The 24,984-nt window shown below is 71.7% G+C and carries 22 protein-coding genes; 9 read left to right on the top strand and 13 right to left on the bottom strand.

The window, feature by feature from the left end; genetic code table 11:
• Nucleotides 1-40 precede the first annotated feature (40 nt).
• From ruvC to ruvB, 4 genes are all read left to right on the top strand, one after another.
• Complete coding sequence (gene ruvC, locus PSEJ35_RS0102470; RefSeq protein ID WP_037082137.1) at nt 41-580, top strand: crossover junction endodeoxyribonuclease RuvC; 540 nt, start codon at nt 41-43, stop codon at nt 578-580.
• 52 nt (nt 581-632) lie between these two features.
• Nucleotides 633-1,220 carry a Holliday junction branch migration protein RuvA gene (gene ruvA / locus PSEJ35_RS0102465; protein WP_028916405.1) on the top strand — a complete coding sequence of 196 codons (588 nt, stop codon included), beginning with the start codon at nt 633-635 and terminating at the stop codon, nt 1,218-1,220.
• A 45-nt stretch (nt 1,221-1,265) separates the two neighbouring features.
• On the top strand, nt 1,266-3,191 hold the full coding sequence (locus PSEJ35_RS0102460) for a potassium transporter Kup (protein WP_028916404.1): 1,926 nt from the start codon (nt 1,266-1,268) through the stop codon (nt 3,189-3,191).
• Between the two features lie 66 nt (nt 3,192-3,257).
• Nucleotides 3,258-4,286, top strand: a complete 1,029-nt coding sequence (gene ruvB / locus PSEJ35_RS0102455) for a Holliday junction branch migration DNA helicase RuvB (RefSeq protein WP_028916403.1) — start codon at nt 3,258-3,260, stop codon at nt 4,284-4,286.
• Between the two features lie 644 nt (nt 4,287-4,930).
• On the opposite strand, the gene pdxA is transcribed toward ruvB, so the two are convergent.
• From pdxA to PSEJ35_RS0102425, 6 genes are all read right to left on the bottom strand, one after another.
• Nucleotides 4,931-5,914, bottom strand: a complete 984-nt coding sequence (gene pdxA / locus PSEJ35_RS0102450) for a 4-hydroxythreonine-4-phosphate dehydrogenase PdxA (RefSeq protein ID WP_028916402.1) — start codon at nt 5,912-5,914, stop codon at nt 4,931-4,933.
• 1 nt (nt 5,915) lies between these two features.
• Nucleotides 5,916-7,280 carry a peptidylprolyl isomerase gene (locus PSEJ35_RS0102445; RefSeq protein WP_028916401.1) on the bottom strand — a complete coding sequence of 455 codons (1,365 nt, stop codon included), beginning with the start codon at nt 7,278-7,280 and terminating at the stop codon, nt 5,916-5,918.
• Nucleotides 7,281-7,284: 4 nt separating this feature from the next.
• Nucleotides 7,285-9,639 (bottom strand): LPS assembly protein LptD, encoded by a 2,355-nt coding sequence (gene lptD, locus PSEJ35_RS0102440; protein WP_084635397.1) that lies wholly within the window; start codon nt 9,637-9,639, stop codon nt 7,285-7,287.
• A gap of 66 nt (nt 9,640-9,705) precedes the next feature.
• Entirely contained in the window at nt 9,706-10,617 is a 912-nt protein-coding gene (locus tag PSEJ35_RS0102435) for a histone deacetylase family protein (RefSeq protein WP_028916399.1), read from the bottom strand.
• A gap of 106 nt (nt 10,618-10,723) precedes the next feature.
• Nucleotides 10,724-11,281: a cob(I)yrinic acid a,c-diamide adenosyltransferase gene (locus PSEJ35_RS0102430; protein WP_028916398.1), complete on the bottom strand. Its 558-nt coding sequence runs from the start codon at nt 11,279-11,281 to the stop codon at nt 10,724-10,726.
• Nucleotides 11,282-11,302: 21 nt separating this feature from the next.
• Nucleotides 11,303-11,893 (bottom strand): membrane protein, encoded by a 591-nt coding sequence (locus PSEJ35_RS0102425; RefSeq protein ID WP_028916397.1) that lies wholly within the window; start codon nt 11,891-11,893, stop codon nt 11,303-11,305.
• Between the two features lie 96 nt (nt 11,894-11,989).
• Between PSEJ35_RS0102425 and ubiH the strand changes: the two genes are divergently transcribed.
• Together ubiH and PSEJ35_RS0102415 are read left to right on the top strand one after the other, a co-directional pair.
• On the top strand, nt 11,990-13,189 hold the full coding sequence (gene ubiH / locus PSEJ35_RS0102420; protein ID WP_028916396.1) for a 2-octaprenyl-6-methoxyphenyl hydroxylase: 1,200 nt from the start codon (nt 11,990-11,992) through the stop codon (nt 13,187-13,189).
• Entirely contained in the window at nt 13,186-14,361 is a 1,176-nt protein-coding gene (locus PSEJ35_RS0102415; protein WP_028916395.1) for a UbiH/UbiF family hydroxylase, read from the top strand. Before ubiH ends, PSEJ35_RS0102415 begins: the two co-directional genes overlap by 4 nt.
• Nucleotides 14,362-14,882: 521 nt before the next feature.
• Here PSEJ35_RS0102415 and PSEJ35_RS0102410 read toward each other — a convergent pair.
• Complete coding sequence (locus PSEJ35_RS0102410) at nt 14,883-15,275, bottom strand: hypothetical protein (protein ID WP_051412438.1); 393 nt, start codon at nt 15,273-15,275, stop codon at nt 14,883-14,885.
• A 51-nt stretch (nt 15,276-15,326) separates the two neighbouring features.
• The gene (locus PSEJ35_RS0102405) at nt 15,327-16,460 is read right to left on the bottom strand and encodes a Gfo/Idh/MocA family oxidoreductase (RefSeq protein ID WP_028916393.1); all 1,134 of its coding nucleotides are present in this window, start codon (nt 16,458-16,460) and stop codon (nt 15,327-15,329) included.
• Between the two features lie 261 nt (nt 16,461-16,721).
• Here PSEJ35_RS0102405 and PSEJ35_RS0102400 point away from each other — a divergent pair, with 261 nt between their 5' ends.
• Nucleotides 16,722-17,438, top strand: a complete 717-nt coding sequence (locus PSEJ35_RS0102400) for a hypothetical protein (protein WP_028916392.1) — start codon at nt 16,722-16,724, stop codon at nt 17,436-17,438.
• Between the two features lie 692 nt (nt 17,439-18,130).
• Here the strand turns inward: PSEJ35_RS0102400 and rlmM are convergent.
• The 4 genes from rlmM to PSEJ35_RS0102380 form a co-directional block, all read right to left on the bottom strand.
• On the bottom strand, nt 18,131-19,186 hold the full coding sequence (gene rlmM, locus PSEJ35_RS0102395; protein WP_028916391.1) for a 23S rRNA (cytidine(2498)-2'-O)-methyltransferase RlmM: 1,056 nt from the start codon (nt 19,184-19,186) through the stop codon (nt 18,131-18,133).
• A gap of 17 nt (nt 19,187-19,203) precedes the next feature.
• The gene (locus PSEJ35_RS0102390; RefSeq protein ID WP_028916390.1) at nt 19,204-19,764 is read right to left on the bottom strand and encodes a nucleoside deaminase; all 561 of its coding nucleotides are present in this window, start codon (nt 19,762-19,764) and stop codon (nt 19,204-19,206) included.
• A gap of 103 nt (nt 19,765-19,867) precedes the next feature.
• The gene (locus PSEJ35_RS0102385; RefSeq protein ID WP_051412437.1) at nt 19,868-20,851 is read right to left on the bottom strand and encodes a DMT family transporter; all 984 of its coding nucleotides are present in this window, start codon (nt 20,849-20,851) and stop codon (nt 19,868-19,870) included.
• A gap of 43 nt (nt 20,852-20,894) precedes the next feature.
• A complete protein-coding gene (locus tag PSEJ35_RS0102380; protein ID WP_028916388.1) occupies nt 20,895-22,640 on the bottom strand; it encodes a glutamine--tRNA ligase/YqeY domain fusion protein in 1,746 nt (581 codons plus the stop codon).
• A 137-nt stretch (nt 22,641-22,777) separates the two neighbouring features.
• Here PSEJ35_RS0102380 and PSEJ35_RS0102375 point away from each other — a divergent pair, with 137 nt between their 5' ends.
• Nucleotides 22,778-23,038, top strand: coding sequence for a DUF2007 domain-containing protein (locus tag PSEJ35_RS0102375; protein ID WP_028916387.1), 261 nt, complete (start codon nt 22,778-22,780; stop codon nt 23,036-23,038).
• Between the two features lie 25 nt (nt 23,039-23,063).
• Nucleotides 23,064-23,702 (top strand): peptide-methionine (S)-S-oxide reductase MsrA, encoded by a 639-nt coding sequence (gene msrA, locus PSEJ35_RS0102370; RefSeq protein ID WP_028916386.1) that lies wholly within the window; start codon nt 23,064-23,066, stop codon nt 23,700-23,702.
• A gap of 180 nt (nt 23,703-23,882) precedes the next feature.
• Here msrA and PSEJ35_RS0102365 read toward each other — a convergent pair whose 3' ends face one another.
• Nucleotides 23,883-24,863, bottom strand: coding sequence for a transaldolase (locus PSEJ35_RS0102365; protein WP_028916385.1), 981 nt, complete (start codon nt 24,861-24,863; stop codon nt 23,883-23,885).
• Between the last annotated feature and the right edge of the window lie 121 nt (nt 24,864-24,984).

The raw sequence follows: 24,984 nt of genomic DNA, 5'->3' as shown, positions 1-24,984 counted from the left end.
CGGCCCGGATCGCATCCCCGGAGGCAGTCCGGTGAACGCCATGCCCGTGGCCGCCGCGGCGCGCGTGCGCATCCTCGGCATCGACCCGGGGTCGCAGCGCACCGGCATCGGCATCATCGACGTGGAGCCGGGCGGGCGCGTGCGCCACGTCCACCACCAGCCGCTGCTGCTGCTGGGCGAGGGCGACTTCGCGGCGCGGCTGAAGCGGCTGCTGCATGGTCTGTCGGCGCTGATCGAGGAATACCGGCCGCAGGAAGTGGCGATCGAGCAGGTGTTCGTTGGCCGCAGCGCCGACTCGGCGCTCAAGCTCGGCCAGGCCCGCGGCGCGGCGATCAGCGCGGTGGTGCTGCGCGACCTGCCGGTCAGCGAGTATGCCGCGCGCGAGGTGAAGCTGGCGGTGGTCGGCACCGGCGCGGCGGACAAGGCGCAGATCCAGCACATGGTCGCGGCCATGCTGGGCCTGAGCGGGAAGATCCAGGCCGACGCCGCCGACGCCCTGGCCATCGCCCTGACCCACGCCCACGTGCGCGCCACCGCGCAGCTGCTGGGCGTGAGTACCAGGCTGGCGTGGAGGAAGTAGATCCGTGATCAGTGATTCGGGATTCCCCAGTCCCGCTCCGAAGGAGCCTCAAATGATTGGTCGCCTGCGCGGCATCCTCGCCCTCAAGCAGCCGCCCTGGCTGGTGATCGACGTCAATGGCGTCGGCTACGAGCTGGAGGCGCCGATGAGCACCTTCTACGACCTGCCCGAACTGGGGCGCGAGGTCTCGCTGTTCACCCACTACGCGCAGAAGGAGGACAGCGTGTCGCTGTACGGCTTCCTGCGCGAGTCGGAGCGGCGCCTGTTCCGCGACGTGCAGAAGGTCAGCGGCATCGGCGCGAAGATCGCCCTGGCGGTGCTGTCCGGGGTGAGCGTGGACGAGTTCGCGCGACTGGTGCAGGCCGGCGACGTCACCGCGCTGACCCGCATCCCCGGCATCGGCAAGAAGACCGCCGAGCGCATCGTGGTGGAGCTGCGCGACCGCGCCGCCGACCTCGCCGGCGCCGGCCCGGCCGGCCTGCCGGCCGCGGCCGGCGACCCGATGGCCGATGCGGTCACCGCGCTGGTGCAGCTGGGCTACAAGCCGGCCGAGGCCGCGCGCATGGCCCGCGACGCGGCCGCCGCGGGCGACGAGGCCTCCACCATCATCCGCAAGGCGCTGCAGTCGGCCCTGCGCTGACGCCGTGCGCCGATGCGATCGCAACCGAGCTAACCTAGGGCCGCCATGACCGCAGCGCACACCCCCACGCCTGGCCACGGACAGCACGGCGCCGCATCGCACGGCGTCGGCGCCAGCCACCTGGCACTGGTCGTCGGCGCCATCGGCGTCGTCTTCGGCGACATCGGCACCAGCCCGCTGTACACGCTCAAGGAAGCGTTCTCGCCGCACTACGGCCTGGACAGCGACCACGACACGGTGCTGGGCGTGCTGTCGCTCGCGTTCTGGGCGCTGATGGTGGTCGTCACGCTCAAGTACGTGACCATCATCATGCGCGCCGACAACGAGGGCGAGGGCGGCATCATGGCGCTGATGGCGCTGGCCCAGCGCACGCTGAGGAACGGCTCGCGCTCGGCGTATGTCGTGGGCATCCTCGGCATCTTCGGCGCCTCGCTGTTCTTCGGCGACGGCGTGATCACCCCGGCGATTTCGGTGCTGGGCGCGATCGAGGGCCTGGAGGTCGCCGCGCCCGGGCTGCACCACTTCATCGTGCCGTTGACGATCGCGGTGCTGGTGGTGCTGTTCTTCGCCCAGCGCTTCGGCACCGAGAAGGTCGGCAAGGTGTTCGGCCCGATCACCATGCTGTGGTTCGTGGCCATCGGCGCGGTCGGTGCCTGGAACATCATCGAGGCGCCGGAGGTGCTGAAGGCGTTCAACCCCTGGTGGGGTGCGCGGTTCTTCATGGAGCACGGCTGGCACGGGGTGTTCATCCTCGGCGCGGTGGTGCTGGCGGTCACCGGCGGCGAGGCGCTCTACGCGGACATGGGCCACTTCGGCGCCCGCCCGATCCGGCATGGCTGGTATTTCTTCGTCCTGCCCTGCCTGCTGCTCAACTACCTGGGGCAGGGCGCGCTGGTGCTGGAGCACCCGGAGCTGGTCAAGAACCCGTTCTACGAGTCGGTGCCGTCGTGGGCGCTGTACCCGATGATCGTGCTGGCCACGCTGGCGGCGGTGATCGCCTCGCAGGCGGTGATCACCGGCGCCTACTCGATCTCCCGGCAGGCCATGCAGCTGGGCTACATCCCACGGATGCGGATCAAGCACACCTCGCACGACGCCATCGGCCAGATCTACGTGCCGGGCATCAACTGGATGCTGATGGTGATGGTGATCGGCCTGGTGCTGGCGTTCCGCAGTTCCAGCAACCTGGCCGTGGCCTACGGCATCTCGGTCTCGGCGACGATGCTGATCGACACCCTGCTGCTGGCACTGGTGGCGCGCGCGCTGTGGCCGCGCTGGCGCAACTGGGTGCTGCCGTTGTGCGTGGTGTTCTTCGTGATCGACGTGGGCTTCGTCGTCGCCAACGGCGCCAAGATCCTGCAGGGCGCGTGGTTCCCGGTGGTGCTGGGCATCGTCCTGTTCACCCTGATGCGCACCTGGCGGCGCGGCCGCGAGCTGCTGCACGAGGAGATCCGCAAGGACGGCATCCGCGTCGACACCTTCCTGCCCGGGCTGATGCTGGCGCCGCCGGTGCGGGTGCCGGGTACGGCGGTGTTCCTGACCGCCGACGGCAGCGTGGTACCGCACGCGCTGCTGCACAATCTCAAGCACAACAAGGTGCTGCACGAGCGCAACGTGTTCCTCACGGTGGAGACGCTGCCGGTGCCGCACGCGCCGCCGGAGCGGCAGCTGAAGGTGGAGCAGATCGGCGACGACTTCTACCGGATGGTGGTGCGCTTCGGCTTCATGGAAACGCCGGACGTGCCGCTGGCGCTGATGCGCGCCAGCGACGCCACCGGCATGGGCTTCGACCCGATGGACACGACCTTCTTCGCCAGCCGCGAGACCATCGTCGCCAGCGCCCGCCGCGGCATGCCGATCTGGCGCGACAAGCTGTTCGCCTTCATGCACCGCAACGCGGCGCCGGCGACCGGGTTCTTCCGCATCCCGGGCAACCGCCTGGTCGAACTGGGCTCGCAGGTCGAGATCTGACCGGCCCGGCCGGGTCCGTGGTCGCCGGGGCGGGCGCAACGCCGCCGCAGCGTCCATAATCGCGGCATGAGCGAAGACCGCATCATCACCGCCGGCGCCACCCGCGAGGACGAGGCCATCGAGGCCTCGATCCGGCCCAGGCGCCTGGACGAATACCTCGGCCAGCAGCCGGTCCGCGAGCAGCTGGACATCTACATCCAGGCCGCCCGCGCCCGCGGCGAGGCGCTGGACCACGTGCTGATCTTCGGCCCGCCGGGCCTGGGCAAGACCACGCTGAGCCACGTGATCGCCAACGAGCTGGGGGTGAACCTGCGGGTCACTTCCGGCCCGGTGATCGAGAAGGCCGGCGACCTGGCCGCGTTGCTGACCAACCTGCAGCCGCACGACGTGCTGTTCATCGACGAGATCCACCGCATGTCGCCGGTGGTCGAGGAGGTGCTCTATCCGGCGATGGAGGACTTCCAGATCGACATCATGATCGGCGAGGGCCCGGCGGCACGTTCGATCAAGCTGGACCTGCCGCCGTTCACCCTGATCGGTGCCACCACCCGCGCCGGCCTGCTGACCGCGCCGCTGCGCGACCGCTTCGGCATCGTCCAGCGCCTGGAGTTCTACACGCCGGAGGAGCTGACGAGGATCGTGCGGCGTTCGGCGAAGATCCTGGGGATCGAGTGCGAGGCCGAGGGGGCGGGCGAGATCGCGCGGCGTTCGCGCGGCACACCGCGCATCGCCAACCGCCTGCTGCGACGGGTGCGCGACTACGCCCAGGTGAAGGCGGGCGGGCGCATCGACGCGGCGGTGGCGCAGGCGGCAATGGGCATGCTGAAGGTCGATCCGGAGGGGTTCGACGACCTCGACCGCCGCCTGCTGCGCACCATCGTCGAGCACTTCGATGGGGGGCCGGTGGGGGTGGAGTCGTTGGCGGCGTCGCTGTCGGAGGAGCGCGGCACGCTGGAAGACGTGATCGAGCCGTTCCTGATCCAGCAGGGCTTCCTGGTCCGCACGGCGCGGGGGCGCATGGCCACCTCGAAGGCCTACCGCCACCTCGGCCTGAAGCCGCCGGCCGCGCCGCGGGAGACGGGCGAGCTGTTCTGAGCCGGCGGCCGGCTGGGCGTTGACGCAGGGCCGAGCGGGGGGGGCATGCCAGCGACGGCCACCGCAGCCGCAGCCGCACGGCACCGCAACGGCAACGGCAACGGCGTCGGAGTGGGGCGGCTTCGGACGGAGCCGCGGCAGCACGGGGTATGCCGCATCGCGCGGTTCCGCGTCCGCGCAGGGACTGAACGTGGGCGCTGGCGCCGTCTGGCGCGTCGCCACGCGCCAGCTTTCCATCCGCATCACTCGGCAAGACGCTTCTGGCTACCCCGCGCTACCGCGTCTTCGGGCGCTTCGAGGCCGTGGCTTCGTTCTTTGCTCCCGGCTCCCGGCGGGACAGGTTCATCGGTCCCCGGCCGGGCGACGGCACGCTGTTGTAGAGCGGGGCTTGCCCCGCTGCTTTCAATGGGCGCCTCGGACATCAGGCGTGGGAGTCGGGCAAGCCCGACTCTACAAGGGGCTCCGCGGCACCACCGATCCAACCAATGCGACAACCCGCCGCGTAGCCCGGATAAGCGAAGCGCATCCGGGGAACAGGATGCGACGTGCCTTCGGGCATGGGCAGGGACGTCTCCCCGGATGCGGCCTGCGGCCTTATCCGGGCTACGAATACTGGAGCCCTCTCCTTCGGGAGAGGGCATGCGTCAGCTGTGCTGGAGGCGCTGGATGGCCATGCGGGCGCAGGTGGCGACGGCCGCTTCGAGGCTGGACGGGTCGGCCAGGCCGCGGCCGGCGAGGTCCAGGGCGGTGCCGTGGTCGACGGCCACGCGGGGATAGGGCAGGCCGAGGGTCAGGTTCACCGCGCGCTCGAAGCCGCTGTACTTGAGCACCGGCAGGCCCTGGTCGTGGTACATCGCCAGCACCGCGTCGAACCCCGCCAGCTTCTGCGGCAGGAACGCGGTGTCCGCCGGCAGCGGGCCGGGCAGGCGCATGCCTTCGGCGCGCAGCTGCTCCAGCACCGGGATGATGAGGTCGATCTCCTCGCGGCCGAGGTGGCCCTGTTCGCCCGCGTGCGGGTTGAGGCCGAGCACGGCGATCACCGGTTCGGCGATGCCGAAGTCCCGGCGCAGGGCTTCGTGGGTGATGCGCAGCACCCGCCGCAGCAGGACCGCGTCGATCGCGTCGGGCACTTCGCGCAGCGGCAGGTGGGTGGTCGCCAGCGCGACCCGGACCAGGTCGTTGGCCAGCATCATCACCACGTCGCGGCCGGCGTGGCCGGCCAGCAGTTCGGTGGTGCCGGTGTAGGCGATGCCGCCTTCGTTGATGGTCGACTTCTGCACCGGGCCGGTGACCATGCCGGCGAAGCGGCCACGCACGCAGCCTTCGGCCGCATCGAGCAGGGCGCCGACCACCGCGCCGGCGTTGCGCGGGTCGGGATGGCCGAACCCGACCGCGTTGGTGTTGGGGAACATGCGCAACGGCATGTCGCCCGGCTCGCGGGCGACGTCGTCCTCGTGCAGCAGGTTCAGCGGCAGGCCCAGCGCTTCGGCGGCGGCCCGCATCGTCGCCGGGTCGGCGAGGGTGACCAGCGTGCAGTCGCTGCGTGGCCGCTGGGCCAGGCGCACGCAGAGCTCTGGGCCGACCCCGGCCGGTTCGCCTGGAACCAGCGCGAGCCGGGGCAGGGCCATCTCAGCCGCCGGACGGGGGCGCGGCCGGCTCGGAAGCCGCCGGGGCCGCGCCTTCGACGGCGCGGTCGCCGGTGCGGAACACCACGTAGGCTTCGCCGCGCAGTTCCTGCAGGTAGCGGTTGTATTCCTCTTCCAGCTTGCGCCGGCCGATGGTGTCGCGGACCTGGGCGCGGCGGTTCTCGTTGGTCACGTCGGTCTGGCGCTGGGCCACGCGCTGGATCACGTGCCAGCCGGCGTCGGTGCGGAACGGCTGCGACACCTCGCCGTCCCCGATCGCGGTGACCTGGCGACCGAAGTCCGGACCGTAGGCGTCGGCCGGGAACCAGCCCAGGTCGCCGCCCTGGCCGCGGGTGTTGTTGTCCTCGGAGGATTCGCGCGCCACTTCCTGGAAGTCGGCGCCGCCGGCGATGCGCGCGCGGAGGGTGTCGATCTTGGCGCGCGCGGCCGCGTCGTCTTGGCGGTCGTTGACCCGCACCAGGATGTGGCGGACGTGGTACTCGGTGACCGTCTGGGCCGGGCCGGCGTCGGCCGCGTCGCGCACGTCGACCAGCTGCAGCAGCTGGAAGCCGCTGGGGCCGCGGATCGGGCCGAGGATCTGGCCGGGGGTCATCTGGGTGATGGCGCGGGAGAACACGCTCGGGATCTCGTCCAGCGTGCGCCAGCCCAGGTCGCCGCCTTCCAGCGCGTTGGGGCTGTCGGAGTAGCGCACGGCCGCGGCCGGGAAGGTCAGTTCGCCGCGGTCGATGACGCTGCGGATGCCCTCGATCTTGCGCTGGCCGGTGGCGATCTGGTCGGCGGTGGCGCCTTCCGGCAGCGCGACCAGGATGTGGGCCAGGCGGTACTGGGTGCCGCCGGCGGCCTGCTGCGCCAGGGCCGAGTCGACTTCGGCCTCGCTGACGTTGATACGGCTCTGGGCGAAGCTCTGGCGCAGGCGCTGGACCATGATCTCGTCGGCCAGCGAGCGGCGGAAATCCTCGAACGACATCCCGTCCTCGGCCAGGCGCAGGCGCAGCGCATCGACGGTCATGCCGTTCTGCTGGGCGATGGCGGCCACGGCCTGGTTGATCTCCTGGTCGCCCAGGCGGATGCCCTGGCTGCGGGCGCGGTCGACCTGCAGGCGGGTCAGGACCAGGCGCTCCAGCACCTGGCGCTCGAGCACCGCGCGCGGCGGCAGCTGGTCCTCGCGGCCGGCATACTGGGCGGTGATGTTGCGGAGCGCCAGGTCCAGCTCGCTCTGCAGGATGACGCCCTCGTCGACCACCGCGGCGATCCGCTCGATCGGCTGCAGCTGCTGCGCCGGGACGGCGGAAGTGAAGGAGCACAGGGCGGCGGCGGCCAGGGAGAGCGCGAGAAGGCGAGGGCTCATGGACTCACGGAATGAGGTTCGGATCGTAGTCGTCCGGATCGGGCGTGGTGTTGCTGGGCGGGACCAGGTACAGGTCGTCGCGGTGGTAGCCGAGAATAGCACGGCGCAGGGTACGCTCCGTGTCCTGGCCGGCCGAACCTAGGCCCTTCAGGACGAATTCCACCTGAATGGAATTGTCCAGTTCGCCCTCGCGGTTGCGCACGTAGCGCCGGGCCAGGGCCCGCACCGCGAAGCAGCAGCTGTCCCACTGCACGCCGGCGATGGCCTCCAGCAGCTTGTCGTCCTGCAGCGAATGGTAGTAGCGGCCGACCACGCTCCAGGTGGAGTTGATCGGGTACAGGAAGGAGAAATCGGCCTGCTCGAGCAGGTCGCGGCGGTAGCGGTAGCCGATGTTGACCACGCCGTCGTCCGGCCACAGGTAGCGGGCGCGGATGCTGGCCAGGTCCTCGCGGCGGAACTTCGGGTCCCACTGGTAGGAGGCGCCCAGGTTCCAGCGGTCGTTGATCATGTAGTTGGCGTCGGCCACCCAGGCCGACTTGCCCTTCTCCACCGGTGTCTCGCCCGGGGCGAGCACGCGCGAGTCCTCGAAGTAGCGGATCTGGCCGATGCTGGCCGACAGTTTCTCGCGGCCGTCGGCCTGGCGGATCAGGCGCGTGCTCAGGGCGACGGTCAGCTGGTTGGCGTCGGTCTGGCGGTCGGCGCCGGAATAGCGGTTGTCGCGGAACAGCTGGCCCCAGCTGAAGGTGAACGGGCGGGTGTCGAACAGCGGCAGCCCGCTCTGCTCGCGGTACGGCGTGTTGAGGTAGAAGATCCGCGGTTCCAGCGTGTGCAGGTAGTTCTCGCCGCCGATGCGGGTGTCGCGGTCGAAGTACACGCCCGCGTCCAGCGAGGCGATCGGCAGGCTGCGGGTCGGCGAGGTGTCGCCGCCGTGCTGGTCGGCCAGCTCGCGTTCCAGCTGGTAGCCGGTGAAGCGCCAGGCCAGGGTCGGGGTCACGTACCAGGCCGGGCCGGCCAGCCGCGCCGAGACATAGGGCTTGAGGTCGAGGCGGCTGCCGCCGGCGCGCTCGCTGTGGTGGAAGTTGACCGCCTCGGCCCACACGCCGGCGTCCAGCCACTGGCCTAGCGGCCGCTCCCAGTTGGCGTACACGCGCGGAAGGCGGCTGTACGGCAGGTTGTTGTCGCTGAGGGTGTAGTCGGTGAGCTGGAAGTGCTCGACCATCGCCCCGGCGGTCCAGTGCTGGCCCACGCCGAACACGCCGGCGGTGCTCTGCAGGTAGGACGCGGAGATGCCGGCCAGACGGTTGGAGAAGTCCTCCACGTAGCGTTCGTCGCTGACCCAGCCGATGTTGGCGCGGGCCTGCCAGTGCCGGTTGAGGTTGTGGTAGCCCTTGAACGTGAAGCGGCCGCGGTCGCGGTCGCGCAGGTCGTCGTCGGGCATGTACGCGGCGGTGATCGTGCCGCGGCCACCGCCGTAGAGGTAGCGGAACTCGCTGTCCAGCAGCAGGCCGCGCTTGCTCATCCAGCGCGGCAGCAGGGTCATGTCGTAGTTCGGCGCCAGGTTGAGGTAGATCGGCTGGCGGTAGTCGAAGCCGTTGCGCCCGGACATGCTCACCGACGGGTAGAGCAGGCCGGTCTGGCGGCGGTCGTCCACCGGGAACTTGAACCACGGCACGTACAGCACCGGGAACTTGCCCATGCGCAGCACCGCGTTGCGGGCCACGCCGAAGCCGTCGTCGCTGTCCACGTCGATCTGCTGCGCGCGCAGCTCCCACATCCGCTGGTCGGGATCGCAGGTGCTGTAGGTGGAGTGGTGCATCTTTCCGAGCGGGCCGGTCAGCTCGATCGAGTCGGCGCCGCCATTGCCGCGGCGGTCCACCAGCTGGTAGCGGATGTTGGTGATGGTGTGGGTGTCGGTGTTCTGGTTGCCCTCGGCGCGGTCGGCGACGATGCGGATGCCGGTGTCCTGGTAGCGGACGTTACCCTCGGCCACGTAGGTGCCCGCCTCGGTGTCCATCTCGATGCGGTCGGTGCCGAGGAACTGGTCGCCGCGGACCAGCGCCACGTTGCCCTGGATCAGCGGGGTCACGCGGGTGCCGCTCTGCTCGTCGCCCTCGATGATCGTCGGCTGCTGTTCCCGCGCCGGGTCGCCGGGCTGCGCCGGCGGCGGCGCGCCCTCGAACGGGGGAATGATGTCGCCGGCCGGGCACAGGGCCCAGCTCAGGGGTTTGTCGTCCGCGGCGAAGGCAACGCCCGGCAGGCAGGCGGCGATGCTCAACGACAGCGGCAGCAGGCGCAGGGGGGATCGCAAGGCGGGGACATCCGGCCGAAAACCGCCGTAGCTTGCCGGATGCGGGTGCATGCGGGCAATGAAAGGCGTCGCGGCACGCAGGCGGGGTTCATCCCCGGTAGGGCCTGGACGGGGGCCTCAGGCGAGCAGGGCGCCGACGTGGGCGGTGGCGCATTCGGCCAGTGCTTCGATGTTGTAGCCGCCTTCCAGGGTCGACACCAGGCGGCCGTCGCAGTGGCGCCGTGCGATGCCCAGAAGCTCGGCCGTGAGCCAGGCGAAGTCGTCGGCGTCGAGCATCAGGTCGGCCAGCGGATCGGCCAGGTGGGCGTCGAACCCGGCCGAGACCAGCACCAGCTGCGGGCGGAACGCGTCCAGCCCCGGCAGCAGGGTGTCGGCCCAGGTGTTGCGGAAGCGGAAGCCGTCGCTGCCCGGCGGCAGCAGCACGTTGTGCATGTTGCCCACCCCGCGTTCGTAGACGCTGCCGGTGTGCGGGTACAGGCCCGCCTGGTGGGTGCTGAAGTAGGCCACCGCCGGGTCGCGCTGGAAGATGGCCTGGGTGCCGTTGCCGTGGTGCACGTCGAAATCGACGATGGCCACCCGCTCCAGGCCGTGGCGGTCGCGGGCATGGGCCGCGGCCACCGCCACGTTGTTGAACAGGCAGAAGCCCATCGCCGCGTCGGCGGTGGCGTGGTGGCCGGGCGGGCGCACGGCGCAGAAGGCGGTGCGCTCGCGGCCGTCCATGACCGCGTCGACCGCGGCGATCCCGGCGCCGGCGGCGTACAGCGCGGCGCGCCCGGAGCCGGGGCCGACCACGGTGTCCGGGTCCAGCCGGTGCAGGCCTTCGGCCAGCGGCGCCAGCACCTGGTCCACCAGCGCCTCGCTATGCACGCGCAGCAGGTCGCCACGCAGGGCCATCGGCGCCTCGCGCCACTGCAGGGCGGGCCAGGCACGGCCGAGGGCGTCGAGCACCGCGCGCAGGCGGGCCGGCCGTTCGGGATGGTCCGGACCGGTGTCGTGTTCGAGGCAGGCCGGGTGGGTGTAGACGAGCATTGGCCCACCGTAACCCGGCGGCGAGGCAGGGCGCCATCCGCTTTTGGTGGGAGGAAAAACCGCGGGAATCGGGGCTTCCCCGGGACACGGGCCGCGGCCCGGAGGCTCAGGTGTGGCGGCGCGCGTGCTGCCAGAGCACCTCGCCCTGGCCATCGGCACGGGCCAGCACCCGGGCCAGCACGAACAGCAGGTCCGACAGGCGGTTGAGGTAGCGCACCGCCTCGGCGCGCACGGTTTCCACGCGCGACAGGGCCACGGTGGCGCGTTCGGCGCGGCGGACGATGGTGCGGGCCAGGTGGCAGCGCGCCGCAGCCTCGCCGCCGGCCGGGAGGATGAAGTCCTTCAACGGCGGCAGGTCGGCGTTCCAGCGGTCGAGGTGGCGCTCCAGCGCGTCCACGTCCTCACCGTGGATGGCGGCGTGGCCGGGGATGCACAGCTCGCCGCCGAGGTCGAACAGCTGGTGCTGGACCGCGGTCAGCAGCTCGCGGACGGCGTCGGGCACGCCCGGCGCCGCCAGCACCACGCCGATGGCCGAGTTGGCCTCGTCGACGGCGCCGTAGGCCTCGACCCGCAGCGAATCCTTGCCGGTGCGGCTGCCATCGCCCAGCCCGGTGCTGCCGTCGTCACCGGTGCGGGTGTAGATCTTCGAGAGGCGGTTGCCCATGCGGACGCAACCGGCCGCGGATCAGCGCTGCGCGGCGCGGACGCCGCGCACCAGCGGGGCGATGCGCTCGGCGGCGACCTGCAGCACGGCGGCTATGGCGGTGTAGGCGGCGGCGGTGCCCATGTAGCCCGGCAGCCAGTCGTTGAAGTTTTTCCACCAGCCGGCCACCGTCGGTTCGGCGACCACGCCGCTGTACCAGTAGAAGGTGCCCTGGGCCACGAACTGGCAGGCGACCACGGCGACCACGAAGGCGACGAGCAGGCGGCCGGCCTGGGCCAGGCTGGCGCCGGTGTAGCGGCTGCGCAGCCAGCTGCCGCCGGCCCACAGCAGGCCGTAGGCGGGGATCAGGCCCCAGTAGGCGGCCGAGACGCAGTAGTGGTCCCAGAACGAGGCGGCATGGCGCGAGATCACCATCCAGTCGATGCCCATCGCCAGCGCCATCATCAGTGGGAACACCCAGCGGCCCCAGCCGCGCAGCAGGAAGCCGCCGACGAAGAACGCCGCCCAGGACGCGTCCGGCGGCGAGAAGTGGTCGAACACGTGCGCGCGCGAGGCGGCCATCAGCAGGGCCAGGACGAACAGGATGAAGAGGCGGGACGTATTGGCGGTCATGGCGCGCGGTTCGTGAAGGCTCGGCCGGCATTCTAGCCGAGCCGGCCGGCCACGGCGCGAAGCGGGCGTGGATGCGCCGCCGCGTATCATGTGCGGATGATCCGAACCCATGACGTGCTCATCGTCGGCGGCGGCCTGGTCGGCGCCAGCCTGGCGATCGCCCTCGACGGCCTGCCGCTGGACGTGGCGATGGTCGAGGCCACCCCGCCGGGCGACCTGCCGGCGGTGTTCGACCAGCGCAACCTGAGCCTGGCCGCCGCCTCGGTGAACGCGCTCGGTGCGCTGGGCGTGATGGCCGAACTGCGCGCGCCGGCCGGCCCGATCCGTCGCATACACGTCAGCCGCGCCGGCGATTTCGGCAGCGCGCGCCTGGAGGCCTCCGACTACGGGCGCGAGGCCTTCGGCCAGGTGGTGGTGGCGCGGGATTTCGGCGAAGCGCTGGAGGCGCGCCTGGCGCAGCTGCCGCGCCTGACCCGCTACCGTCCGGCGCGTTTCGTCGCGCTGGACGGCGACGACGGCCAGGCGCGCGGCGTCCGCCTGGCCACCGGCGACGGCGAGCTGCAGCTGCGCGCGCGCCTGGTGGTGGCCGCCGACGGCACCCGCAGCGGCCTGCGCGAGGCGCTGGGCATCGGCACCCGCACCCACGATTACGGCCAGACCCTGTTCGTCGCCCGCGTGCGCGGCGAGCGCGCGCCCGACGGCACCGCGTTCGAGCGCTTCACCGACAGCGGCCCGACCGCGCTGCTGCCGCGCGGCGACCGCGCCTGGGGCGTGGTCCACGGCGTGCCCAGCGCGCAGGTCGCGGAAGTGGCGGCGCTGGACGAGGCCGGCTGGCTGGCACGCATCCAGCAGGTGTTCGGCTGGCGCGCCGGCCGCTTCGTCGCTTCCGGCGAACGCAGCGCCTATCCGATCGCCTCGGTGATCGCCGGCGACCTGGTCGCGCCGCGCGCGGTGCTGCTGGGCAATGCCGCCCAGACCATCCATCCGATCGGCGCGCAGGGCTTCAACCTCGGTCTGCGCGACGCGCTGACCCTGGCCGAGCTGCTGCGCGCCCATGCCGGCGATCCTGGCGATGCAGCGTTGCTGCAGCGCCACGCCGAGCGCCGCAGCGAGGACCGCGAACGCACCTTGGCGTTCTCCCACGGGCTGGCACGGATCACCGGCAACGCGTCGCCGTTGCTGCGTCCGCTGCGCAGCCTCGGCCTGCTGGCCGCCGACCGCGCCGGCTGGCTGCAGGCCTGGCTGGTGGGCGGGGCGATGGGCTTCCGCGGTGACGTGCCGGAGCTGTGCCGATGAGCCGCGCGCGCCTGGATGTCGTGGTCGCCGGCGGTGGCGTGGTCGGCGCGGCCTGCGCGCTGGCCCTGGCCCGCGCCGGCCTGGAAGTGGCCCTGGTCGAACCGCGCCCGGCGGCACGCTGGTCGGCGGCGCAGCCGGACCTGCGCGTGTACGCGCTGGCGCCGGACAACGCCGCGCTGCTGGAACGGCTGGGGGTGTGGCCGCAGGTGCTGGCCGCGCGCGCGCAGCCGTACCGGCGCATGCGCGTGTGGGACGCGGCCGGCGGCGGCGAGCTGGCCTTCGACGCCTCGGCGATGGCCCGCGACGAGCTGGGCTGGATCGTCGAGAACGACCTGCTGGTCGACCGCCTGTGGGCGGCGCTGGCCTCCGCCGGCGTGCAGCTGCACTGCCCGGCGCGGGTCGAGGCGATGGAGCAGGACGGCGCCGGCGTGCGCCTCACCCTGGACGACGGCCGCCGCCTGGAAGCGCGGATCGCCGTGGCCGCCGACGGCGGCGCCTCGAAGCTGCGCGCGCTGGCCGGGCTGGACGTCGATGCGCACGACTACGGCCAGCGCGGCGTGGTCTGCTTCATCGAGACCGGGCGCCCGCACGAGGACACCGCCTGGCAGCGTTTCCTGCCGACCGGGCCGCTGGCGCTGCTGCCGTTCACCGGCGGCCGCAGTTCCATCGTCTGGACCCTGCCCGATGCCGAAGCGGCGCGGGTGCTGGCGCTGGACGAGGACGCCTTCGCGATCGAGCTCACCGACGCTTCGGCTGCGCGGCTGGGCAAGGCACGCGCCGTGTCGGCGCGCGCCGCGTTCCCGCTTCGCCGCCAGCTGGTACGGCAACAGCTCGCCGGGCGCGTGCTGGTGCTGGGCGACGCCGCGCATGTGGTGCATCCGCTGGCGGGGCAGGGCGTGAACCTGGGACTGCGCGATGTGGCCGCGCTGGCCGCGGAGATCGCCGACGCGCAGGCACGCCGCGCCGACTGGACTGCCGGACACCGCTTGCAACGCTGGGCGCGCCGCCGGCGCAGCGACAACACCGTCTCGGCCTACGCCTTCGAAGGTATCAACCACCTGTTCTCCAACGCCGATCCGCTGGCGACGCTGGCGCGCGGCCCGCTGCTGGGCCTGGCCGGGCGCCTGCCGCCGCTGCAGCGCGCCCTGTGGCGGCACGCCGCAGGCGTCTGACGCCGCCCCGCACCCTGTCCCGCAGGCGGCGTGCCCCGTAGAGCGTGGCTTGCCCCGCTGCTTTTCTCGGGGCCTGGGCCATCGGGCGTGGGAGTCGGGCAAGCCCGACTCTACGGGGGCGGGGAATCCAGCGCTCCATCCGCGCGCTGGCTGCGGCGCGCTCTTGTAGAGCGGAGCTCGCCCCGCTGCTTTTCACAAGGTCTAGGACATCGGGCGTGGGAGTCGGGCAAGCNCGACTCTACGGGTGCGGGGAATCCAGCGCTCCATCCGCGCGCTGGCTGCGGCGCGCTCTTGTNGAGCGGAGCTCGCCCCGCTGCTTTTCACAAGGTCTAGGACATCGGGCGTGGGAGTCGGGCAAGCCCGACTCTACGGGCGCGGGGAATCCAGCGCTCCATCCGCGCGCTGGCTGCGGCACGCTCTTGTGGAGCGGGGCCTGCCCCGCTGCTTTTCACAGGGCGTGGGACATCGGGCGTGGGAGTCGGGCAAGCCCGACTCTACGGGGGTGCCGCTTCCTTCGCTGACTACAGGATCCAGCCGGCCAGTTCGTCGCGGTCCAGGCGTCCGTCGCGGTTCGCGTCGAGCTGGTCGAACGACCGCAGCAGGTAGCGGTCGACCGCGCCGGCCTCGCCGCGTTCGACGAAGCCGTCGCCATCGGCGTCGAGCTGCCCGAATTCGTAGCGGTCGCCGCCGACCAGGCTGTCCGGTTCCAGCGAGCGCACGATGATCTTCTGGCCGCCCTCGCGCTCGAGCACCACCATGCCGGTCTGGCGCTGCAGCGGCTGGTCCGACGGCGTCGCCGGCGGAGGCGGCATTGGCAGCGGCGTGGCCGGGGCGGCGGCTTGCGCGGTGCAGGCCACCGCCAGCAGGGGGGCGGCGAGGGCGGAGCGGAACGGATTGGCGCGGCGCGTGTCCATGGCGCAGACGCTAGGCAGCGGCGGGTGAAGCAGGCTTGAACCGCCGCGCGGCTACAGCACGATGCGGCGGCCGCCATCGCGGGCCGAGGCGTAGACCGCATCGACCACGCGCATGTCGCGCACGCCTTCCTCGCCGGGCACCAGCGGCGCGGTGCCGCGCAGGATCGCCAGCGCGTCGTCGTCCATCTGCCTGGCCTGCTGGTGCGGCACCGCGTCGGCGAAGGCTTGGCCGTCGCTGGTGCGGCCCTCGAGCCCGTCGTAGGTCTGGAACGGCGAAAGCTCGTACCAGCCGCGTTCGCAGTCGGCGCGCAGGGTGTTCATGTTGCGGCCGAAGCTGGTCGCGCATTCGGCGACCAGCCCGCCGGGGAATTCGAGGGTGAAGAACATCGTCTCGTCCACACCCTCGAACAGCTGCGGGCGGTGGATCTCCTGGCGCGCGGCCACCGCCACCGGCTCCTGGCCGGTGGTGTAGCGGGCGGCGTTGAGCGAATACACGCCCATGTCGTACATCGCCCCACCGCCGTGCTGCGGCAGCAGGCGCCACGGCTTGTTGGCCGGATCGACATCGTCGTAGGCGTGGAAGCCCGCCTCGGCGCGGACCTTGAGGATGCGCCCGTACGGTTGTTCGCGCGCCATCGCCATCAGCCGGCGCGTGTTCGGTTCGTGCTGCAGGCGGTAGCCGATGGTCAGCTTCACGCCCGCCTTGCGGCAGGCGTCGACCATGTCCTGCGCCTCGGCCGCGTTCATCGCCATCGGCTTCTCGCACCACACGTGCTTGCCCGCGGCCGCCGCGCGCAGGGTCAGCGGCTTGTGCAGGTCGTTGGGCGTGGCGATGTAGACCGCCTGGATATCCGGGTTGTCGGCGATGCGGTCGAAGTCGTCGTAGCTGTAGACGTTCGCGTCGGCGATGCCATGCCTGCGCTGCCACTCGGGGATCTTGTCCGGCGAGCCGGTGACGATGCCGGCGAGGTGGCAATGCTTCGTCTGCTGCAGGCCCGGGGCGAGCAGGTGCGTGGCGTAATAGCCCAGGCCCACCAGGGCCACGCCGATGGAGGCCCCAGCCCGTTTCGCGGTCGTACCCGCCTCCTTCCGCGGGCCTGCCGCGAAGGCCGGCAGGGAAGTGCCGATGCCTGCGGCGGCCATGGTGGCCAGCAGCTGGCGACGGGTCATCACGGGTGCCTGCATGGTGTCCCTCCTGCGTCGTGGGCCGGGGCGGCGGCTCGCCCAACCATAGGACGCATGGCCGTGCGCCGCCACTGCCGGCTGCGCATGCCATGCATGCCGGCTGCGAATAGCGTGATGTGGCCACGGGCTTCCCGCCGGCAACCGCCACCACACGCCACCGTATGACGACGCCATAACCGCGGCCGCTTACCATCCGGCCTCCAGTCCCGGCCCGTGCGACGGCGCCGGCGGATACTGCGGCACCGGAGGAGGCAAGGCCCCATGCAGCAACTGGAACTCAAGGACCCGGCGGGCTTCGCCGCGGAATTCATGCGGCAGACGCAGCTGCAGGGCTTCGGCTCGCTCAGCAAGCGCGACCTGGAACTGCTGGTGTACGTGCTGCTCGAGCGCGACGGCGCGATCGACCGCAACGCCAGCAACCACGCTGCCGCCCAGCAGCTGCGGGTGACCCCGGCGAAGCTGCGCGCGCTGCGCCGCGATGGCTACGCGCGCTGGCGCCAGCTGGTCACCGAACCGGTCGACGCGGCCCTGCGGCGCGTGCTCTCGCATGTACTGGACGAGGCCAACCTGCGTTCCGGCAGCCGCCACGTCAGCGAGCGCAGCCGCAAGGCCGGCTTCCTGGCGGTACGGGTCGAACACCCCGACGACCGCCAGCTGTTCGAGCAGGCGATCCTCGACGGCGGCGGCCTGCCGGTCTACGAGCGCAACCGCGAGGTGCTGGCGGTGCGCTTCGACACCCTGGTAGCGCTGGCCGAGAAGGCCGGCTTCCTGCAGCAGGACGCCGACGCGATGGTGAAGGAACTGCGCAAGCTCGCCCCCGGCTCCGAGGAACTGGCTGACCTGCTGCGCAAGGATGTCACCAGGCTGCGCTGGGAGGATGCGCGCAACGCCCTCAACAGCCTGGGCGCCAAGGCGGTCTCCAGCAGCGCCGAAAGCGCGGTGAAGGGACTGCTGAAGCTGGTGTTTCCGTTCCTCTGACGCGACCGGACGGTGGATGTCGCCTGTCAAGCGATGCCTCTGCGGCACATCGGTAGTCGGTCGGAGCAGTTTCGGACGGAGCGCGGCAGCACGGGGCGCCGGGAATGAACGAGGGCGCTGGCGACGTTCGACGCGTCGCCACGCGCCAGCTGTCTCACCGCTCGTACTGCGTTCGCGACCGCGGCACATCCATGTGCCGCTTGCGGCATACGCCCGCGCTACCGCGTCTTCGGGCGCGTTCCGGTCGTGGCTTCGTTCGTTCCTCCTCCACACTCCCGGCGTGAGAGGGGCTGTGCGGTTGCTTCTTGTAGAGCGGGGCTTGCCCCGCTGCTCTTTCACGTGGGCAGGGACATCGGGCGTGGGAGTCGGGCAAGCCCGACTCTACGGGGCTGCAGGCGCTCTCCCAACCCGTCCCGTCGGGACACGGGGGTGAGCTTTACGCGACGTCGATAGAAGCCATGGTCTCAAGGCGCCGAAGGACGTCGTCCCAAGGGGGTATGGCGCAAGCAGGCCATGGATGGCCTGCGTTCGCGCGTTGGAGCCATGGAAAGCGGAACCGCGCGATGCGCCATACCCCCTTGGGGCGGCGGCCCCGTCCGCAGCCCGCGCACGCCAACGCTGTTGCGGTTGCCGTTGCCGTTGCTGTTGCCGTTGCCCTTGCTGTTGCTTTTGCTTCTGGCCGTAACCGTCAGTTACGACCCAGGCGTCGCGAACACCGTGATCTCCTCACGGTCGTGGTAGAGCTGCCGCGCGCGCACCGTCAGCGGGTTGCCGGCCTGCGCCTGGAACAGGTCCAGGCACAGCCGCGTTTCCTGCCAGCGCTTCTTCATCGGCAGCTTCAGGTTGAACACCGCGTGCCGGCACCAGCCCTCGCGGAACCACTGCGCCATGCGCGCGGCGACCTTGCTGGGCTGCTCGACCATGTCGCAGACCATCCAGTCCAGCGATCGCGACGGATGCCAGTGGAAGCCGTCCGCGCGCAGGTGCTCGACCAGGCCGGTGTCGAGCACGTGGCGGCGCAGCGGCCCGTTGTCGATCGAGGTTACCCGCAGGTGGTGGCGGGTCAGCACCCAGGTCCAGCCGCCGGGGGCGGCACCGAGGTCGGCGGCGGTCATGCCCGCGCGCAGCAGGCGCTCGCGCTCGCCCGCGTCGAGCAGGACCAGGAACGCCTCCTCCAGCTTCAGCGCCGAACGCGAGGGCGCGTCCGGATGCAGCTTCAGGCGCGGGATGCCCAGCGGCCACGGCGAACTGTCGCGCGGGTCGGCCAGGGCCAGCAAGGCGTGGTTGCCGGCGAGGAAACACACGTGCAGGCGCGGCAGGCGGGGATCTTCCTTCGCCGGAAGCAGGCCGGCCTTGCGCAGCGCCGGACGCAGCGCGTTGCCGAAACTGCGCGCCAGCCCGGACAGCGGCTTGCCCGCGTCCGAATCCGGATGCTCGACCCACACATCGCCCAGCCGCAGGCCAGCCGGCAGCGCGGCCAGCAGCGGTCCCAGGCGGTCCTTCGGATCGAGGTCGCGCAGCTCGGCCAGCAGGCGCAGCTTCTGCCGGGCGAAGACCAGGTCGCGGAACGGCAGGGCCCGCGCCAGCGCCTGCGCGTCGCCGTCCTCGCCGGTGACGAACAGCACGTAGCCGTCGTCGCGGGTGGCGCGCGCGTAACCGGGGATGCCGGCCGCGGCGGCGCGTTCGCCCAGTTCGGCGGCCAGTTCCGGTTCGAATCCCTGCCGGCAGTAGCCCAGCAATCCGTGCACGTGCATCGCGCCTGGCCTCAGTAGCGTTCGCCGCCGCCTTCGCCGTAGGCGCGCAGCACGGCGCGGGCGTCGGTGCGCAGGATGTCGCGGACCACGGCGATGCCACGGCGCTCGAGTTCGCCGGTCCAGTCGGCCGGCAGCGGGCCTTCGTCGAACTCGGTCAGTTCCATCACGTCCTCGGCGCGGGCGCCGATCAGCAGGCGGTCGATGCCCGCCCAGATGGTGGCGCCGTAGCACTGGCAGCACGGCTGCGAGGAGGTGGCCAGGGTCACCGGCGAGACGACGTCGTTCAGGCGCGGGGTCTGCAGGCGCTGCTGCGCCAGCATGTAGGCCATGTTCTCCGCGTGCGCCAGCGAGGTGCTGTGAGGCACCACGCGGTTGACGCCGGCGGCGATCACCCGGTCGTCCGGCCCGAACACCACCGCGCCGAACGGCCCGCCGCTGCGCGCCTCGACGTTGCGCCGCGACAGTTCGATCGCCAGCGCGACCTTGTCCTCGTCGGAGGCGTAGGTCGCGGCCGGATCGAAGGCGTCGTGGATCCAGGCGGGAAGGGTGAGGTGGACCTGGGCGTAAAGCATGCGTAACCGGGGGGAGCGGGGGGAAGATGTGCAGTGTACGTGCTGCGCGATGGGCCGGCCGTGGCCGGTCGTGCCGGTGCACCGGCGGGCATGCCGGATCCGGTCAGCCGGCGTGTTCCGGCGGTACGTGGCGGGCGTGCAGCGAAGCGCACCACAGCACGCCGCCAATGAGGCAGGCGATCGCCAGCAGCTCCAGCAGGCTGGGCAGGCGCAGCTCCCAGAGGAAGCCGTAGAGCAGGGCGAACACCGTCTCGAACACGATCATCTGCCCGGCCAGGCTCAGCGGCAGCAGGCGACTGGCCCGGTTCCAGAAGGCGTTGCCGATCACCGAGGCGAACAGCGCCAGCGCCGCCGACACGCCCCAGAAGCGCAGCCAGTCGCCCGCGTCGTGCCCGCCGCCCACCGCGAACGCGGGGACGACCAGCAGCAGGGCCAGGCCGCCGGTGGCCACGCCGGTCAGCAGCGACCAGTCGCGGCCGGAAATGTCCGGGCGTTGCGCCAGCCAGCGCGCATTGACCACCGAATAGGCCGACCACGACAGCAGCGCGCCGGCGGCGCAGAGCAGGCCGAGCGCGCGCCCCGCCTGGCCGCTGGCCATGCCGCGGCCGGCGTGCATGGCGTCGATCGCCACCAGCACCATGCCCAGCACCGACAGCACGCAGGGTCCGGCCAGCGCGCGCAGCGAAGGCCCGCGGCGGTTGCGCGCGAACCCGCTGGCCACGGTCACCACCACCGGCACCAGGCCGACGATCAGCGCCGTGGCCGCGCCGCCGGCGGAGTGGATCGCGCGCGCCAGCAGGACGAAGTAGACGAGGTTGCCGAGCAGGCTCAGGCGGACCAGCGCCCACCATTCGGTCGCGCCCACGTGGGACGTGGCCGCGCGCCAGCGCGGCAGCAGCACGGCCAGGGCGAGCAGGCCGTAGGCGAGGTAGCGGGACACGGCCTGCTGCAGCGGGGTGAACGCGGCCAGCAGCTGCGGGGCCAGGAAGACCAGGCCCCACAGCGCGCCGGCGGCCACGCCGCTCCACACGCCGCGGGCCAGGTGCGCTTCGCGGCGGGGGGTGTCCGCGGGCGTCGATGAAGGCATGCGGTGGTGCTGGCCGGCGCGAGGCCGGCCAGGCTCCTCGGGCTCAGCCGGCCCAGGTGTCGCGCAGGGTCACGCTGCGGTTGAACACAGGCGCTTCGGCGGTGTGGTCGTAACGGTCGGCGACGAAGTAGCCGGTGCGCTCGAACTGGAACGACTGCTCCGGCGCGGCCTGCGCCGCGGCCGGCTCGACCCAGCCGCGCACGATCTTCTTCGACTCCGGGTTGAGATGGTCGCGGTAGGTCTTGCCCTCGGACTCGTCGTCGGGCTTCTCCACCGAGAACAGGCGGTCGTACAGGCGGATCTCCGCGGCCACCGCGTGCTTCGCGCTGACCCAGTGGATGGTGCCCTTGACCTTGCGGTTGGCGCCATCCATGCCCGGGCGCGATTCCGGGTCGAGCCAGCCGCGCAGTTCGACCACGTTGCCCGCGCCGTCCTTCACCACCTCGTCGATGCGCACGATGCCGGCGCCGCGCAGGCGGGCCTCGCCGCCCGGGACCAGGCGCTTCCAGCCCTTCGGCGGCACTTCGGCGAAGTCCTCGCGCTCGATCCACAGTTCGCGCGAGAACGGCACCTGGCGCTCGCCCTGGCTCTCGTCCTTCGGGTGGTTGGGGAAGGTCAGCGATTCCTCGTGGCCTTCCGGCAGGTTGGCCAGCACCAGCTTCAGCGGGTCGATCACCGCCATGCGCCGCGGCGCGCTGGCATCCAGGTCCTCGCGCAGGCAGCCTTCCAGCACCGAGAAGTCGATCACCGAGTTCTGCTTGGAGATGCCGACGCGGTCCACCAGCAGGCGCAGCGAGGCCGGGGTGTAGCCACGGCGGCGCAGGCCCTGCAGGGTGTACATGCGCGGGTCGTCCCAGCCGTCGACCAGGCCCTCGCTGACCAGCTGGGTCAGCTTGCGCTTGCTCATCACCGTGTAGTTGATGTTCAGGCGCGAGAACTCGATCTGGCGCGGCTTGCCGGCTTCCTTCGGCAGGCCCTTGGCGAGCAGCGGCTCGAGCAGTTCGGGGTTGCCGGCCAGGTCGACGTTGTCCACGCACCAGTCGTACAGTGGGCGGTGGTCCTCGAACTCCAGTGTGCACAGCGAATGGGTGATGCCCTCGATGGCGTCGCCCAGGGCGTGGGCGAAGTCGTACATCGGGTAGATGCACCAGCCGTCGCCGGCGATAGGGTGCGGGATGTGCTTGATCCGGTACAGGGCCGGGTCGCGCAGGTTGATGTTGCCGCTGGCCATGTCGATCTTCGCGCGCAGGGTGCGCGCGCCGTCCGGGAACTCGCCGGCGCGCATGCGCCGGAACAGGTCCAGGTTCTCCTCGACGCTGCGCTCGCGGTACGGCGAGTTGCGGCCCGGCTCGGTGAGGGTGCCGCGATAGGCGCGCACTTCCTCGGCCGACAGGTCGCAGACGAAGGCCTTGCCGTCGCGGATCAGCTTCTCGGCCGCCAGGTAATAGACCTCGAAGTAGTCCGAGGCGTGGCGCAGGCTGGCCCATTCGAAGCCCAGCCAGCGCACGTCGTCCTGGATCGCGCGCACGAACTCGGGGTCTTCCTTGGCCGGGTTGGTGTCATCGAAGCGCAGGTTGCAGCGCCCGCCGAACTCGGCCGCGACGCCGAAGTCCAGGCAGATCGCCTTGGCGTGGCCGATGTGCAGGTAGCCGTTGGGCTCGGGCGGGAAGCGGGTGCGGATCGCGGTGTGCTTGCCGCTGGCCAGGTCCTCGCGGACGATCTGGCGGATGAAGTCGCGCTTCTCGGGGGCGGCGTCGGCGGGCGTGGGCGTGTCGGCAGGCAGGGACATGGGGCGCGGGGGCTGCGAAGGCAAACCGCAAGTTTAGCCGAGCGCCGCCCCCGCCGGGCCGCAGCGCCTGCGCCGTTCAGGGCGCCAATCCCGGCCGGGCGTATGCTCGGGACAGGCCCATTCCCCCTCGAGCCCGCATGCAGGTCGCCTACCGCGCCAACAACCTGATCGACGCCCACCTGGCCAGGCACGTGCTGGAGGACGCCGGGATACCCGCGTTCGTATTCGGCGAGAACCTGCTCGGCGGGGCCGGCGAGCTGCCGCTGTTCGGGGTGCTGCGGGTCTGCGTGTCCGACTCCTCGTTGCCCGAGGCCGACGCTGCGTTGCGTGCGGCGGGCTTGCGCGACGATCCGGCGGACCCCATCCCGGAGGCCGAACCCGGCCTGCTGCCGGCCTGAAGGAGCCCCCATGAACCTGGAATCCCTGCTGGGCATCGGCGCGCACAAGCAGCGCATGCCGCGCGCCGAAGACCTGCTGCCGGGCCGCGACACGCCGCTGCCGCTGCACAACGCGCACCACGTCCATGGCCGGCCCCTGCGCGGGGAGTTCCCGGGGATGGAGGTTGTCGAACTCGGCCTGGGCTGTTTCTGGGGCGCCGAGCGCAAGTTCTGGCAGGTGCCCGGAGTGTTCACCACGGCGGTCGGCTATGCCGGCGGCGGGACGCCCAACCCGACCTACGAGGAGGTCTGTTCCGGGCGCACCGGGCACGCGGAGGTGGTGCGGGTGGTCTACGACCCGGCGCAGGTGGACTTCGCCACCCTGCTGAAGGTGTTCTGGGAAAGCCACGATCCCACCCAGGGCATGCGCCAGGGCAACGACGTCGGCACCCAGTACCGCTCGGCCATCTACAGCCACACGGCCGCCCAGCACGCGGCGGCGCAGGCCAGCCTCGAGGCCTACCAGGCCGACCTGCGCGCGGCCGGCTACCCGCCGATCACCACCGAACTGGTGTATCCGGCACCGCCGTTCTACTACGCCGAGGACCTGCACCAGCAGTACCTGTCGAAGAACCCGCAGGGCTACTGCGGGCTCGGCGGGACCGGGGTGTCCTGCGCGATCTGAGGGTCGCGGAACGGACACCGTGCGGCACGACCGGCGGGTTCGCCGCGCCCCGGTAGAGTCGGGCTTGCCCGACTCCCCCGCCTGGCGCCCCGTGTGCGCGAAAGGCAGCGGGGCAAGCCCCGCTCTACAGGATTGCCCGCAGTCCGCGGCCGGGACTCCCGCACCGTACGGCTGGCCTGATCAGCCGCCCAGGCGCTGGGCGATGTCGGCGCGCAGGGCGTCCAGGTCCTTGGCGAACGCGGCGATGCCTTCGGCGAGCTTTTCGCTGGCCATGGCGTCGGCCGCCAGGTCGGCGGCGAAGCGCGTGTCGGTGACCGGGGCGATGGTGCGCTCTTCGCGCGGAACCGGCGAGAGCCTGCGCTCGACGTGGCCGGTCGAGTTGTCCAGCTGCTCGAGCAGGTCCGGGGAGATCGTCAGGCGGTCGCAGCCGGCCAGCGCCAGCACCTGGTCGACCGAGCGGAACGAGGCGCCCATCACCACGGTGGCGGCGCCGCGCTTCTTGAACTCGGTGTACACGCCGCGCACGAACTGCACGCCCGGGTCCTCGTCGATGGTCGCCGGCACCTGGCCGTGGGCCTTGTACCAGTCGAGGATGCGGCCGACGAACGGCGAGATCAGGAACGCGCCGGCCTCGGCGCAGGCGATGGCCTGGGTCGGGTTGAAAATCAGGGTCAGGTTGCAGTCGATGCCTTCGGCCTGCAGCTGGCGGGCGGCTTCCACGCCTTCCCAGGTGGCGGCGACCTTGATCAGGATCTTCTCGCGCGGCACGCCGCGTTCGGCGTACATGGCGATGAACTTGCGTGCCTTGGCGACGGTGGCGGCGGTGTCGTGGGCGAGGTCGGCATCGACCTCGGTGGAGACGCGGCCGGGGACCAGCGCGCTGAGCATGGTGCCGACGCCGACGGTCAGGCGGTCGGCCACTTCGTCGACCAGCGCCTTGCGGTCGCCGTCCTGGCCGCGGGCCCAGGCCAGTTCGCGCTCGATCAGTTCCGCATAGACCGGCAGGGCCAGCGCCTTCTTCACCAGGGTCGGGTTGGTGGTGCAGTCGACCGGGCGCAGGCGCACGATCGCGTCGTAGTCGCCGGTGTCGGCCACGACGACGGACAGTTCGCGCAGCTGCTGCAGGCGGGAGGGGGCGGAAGCTTGGACGGTGGCGGTCATCGGAATCGCAATGGCTCGGGGGACAGGGAAGACTGTCCATCCTAGCCTGCCTGCCGCCCGGCGTCGCCCACCCCGGCCGACGTGCAGACCGTTGTTGCTGCAACCTTTTTCCGTCCGCTGG

Source organism: Pseudoxanthomonas sp. J35 (assembly GCF_000513995.1).
Classification (GTDB): Bacteria; Pseudomonadota; Gammaproteobacteria; order Xanthomonadales; family Xanthomonadaceae; genus Pseudoxanthomonas.
Note: the sequence above shows the minus strand (reverse complement) of the source record. Positions and strands in the feature narration are given on the sequence as shown.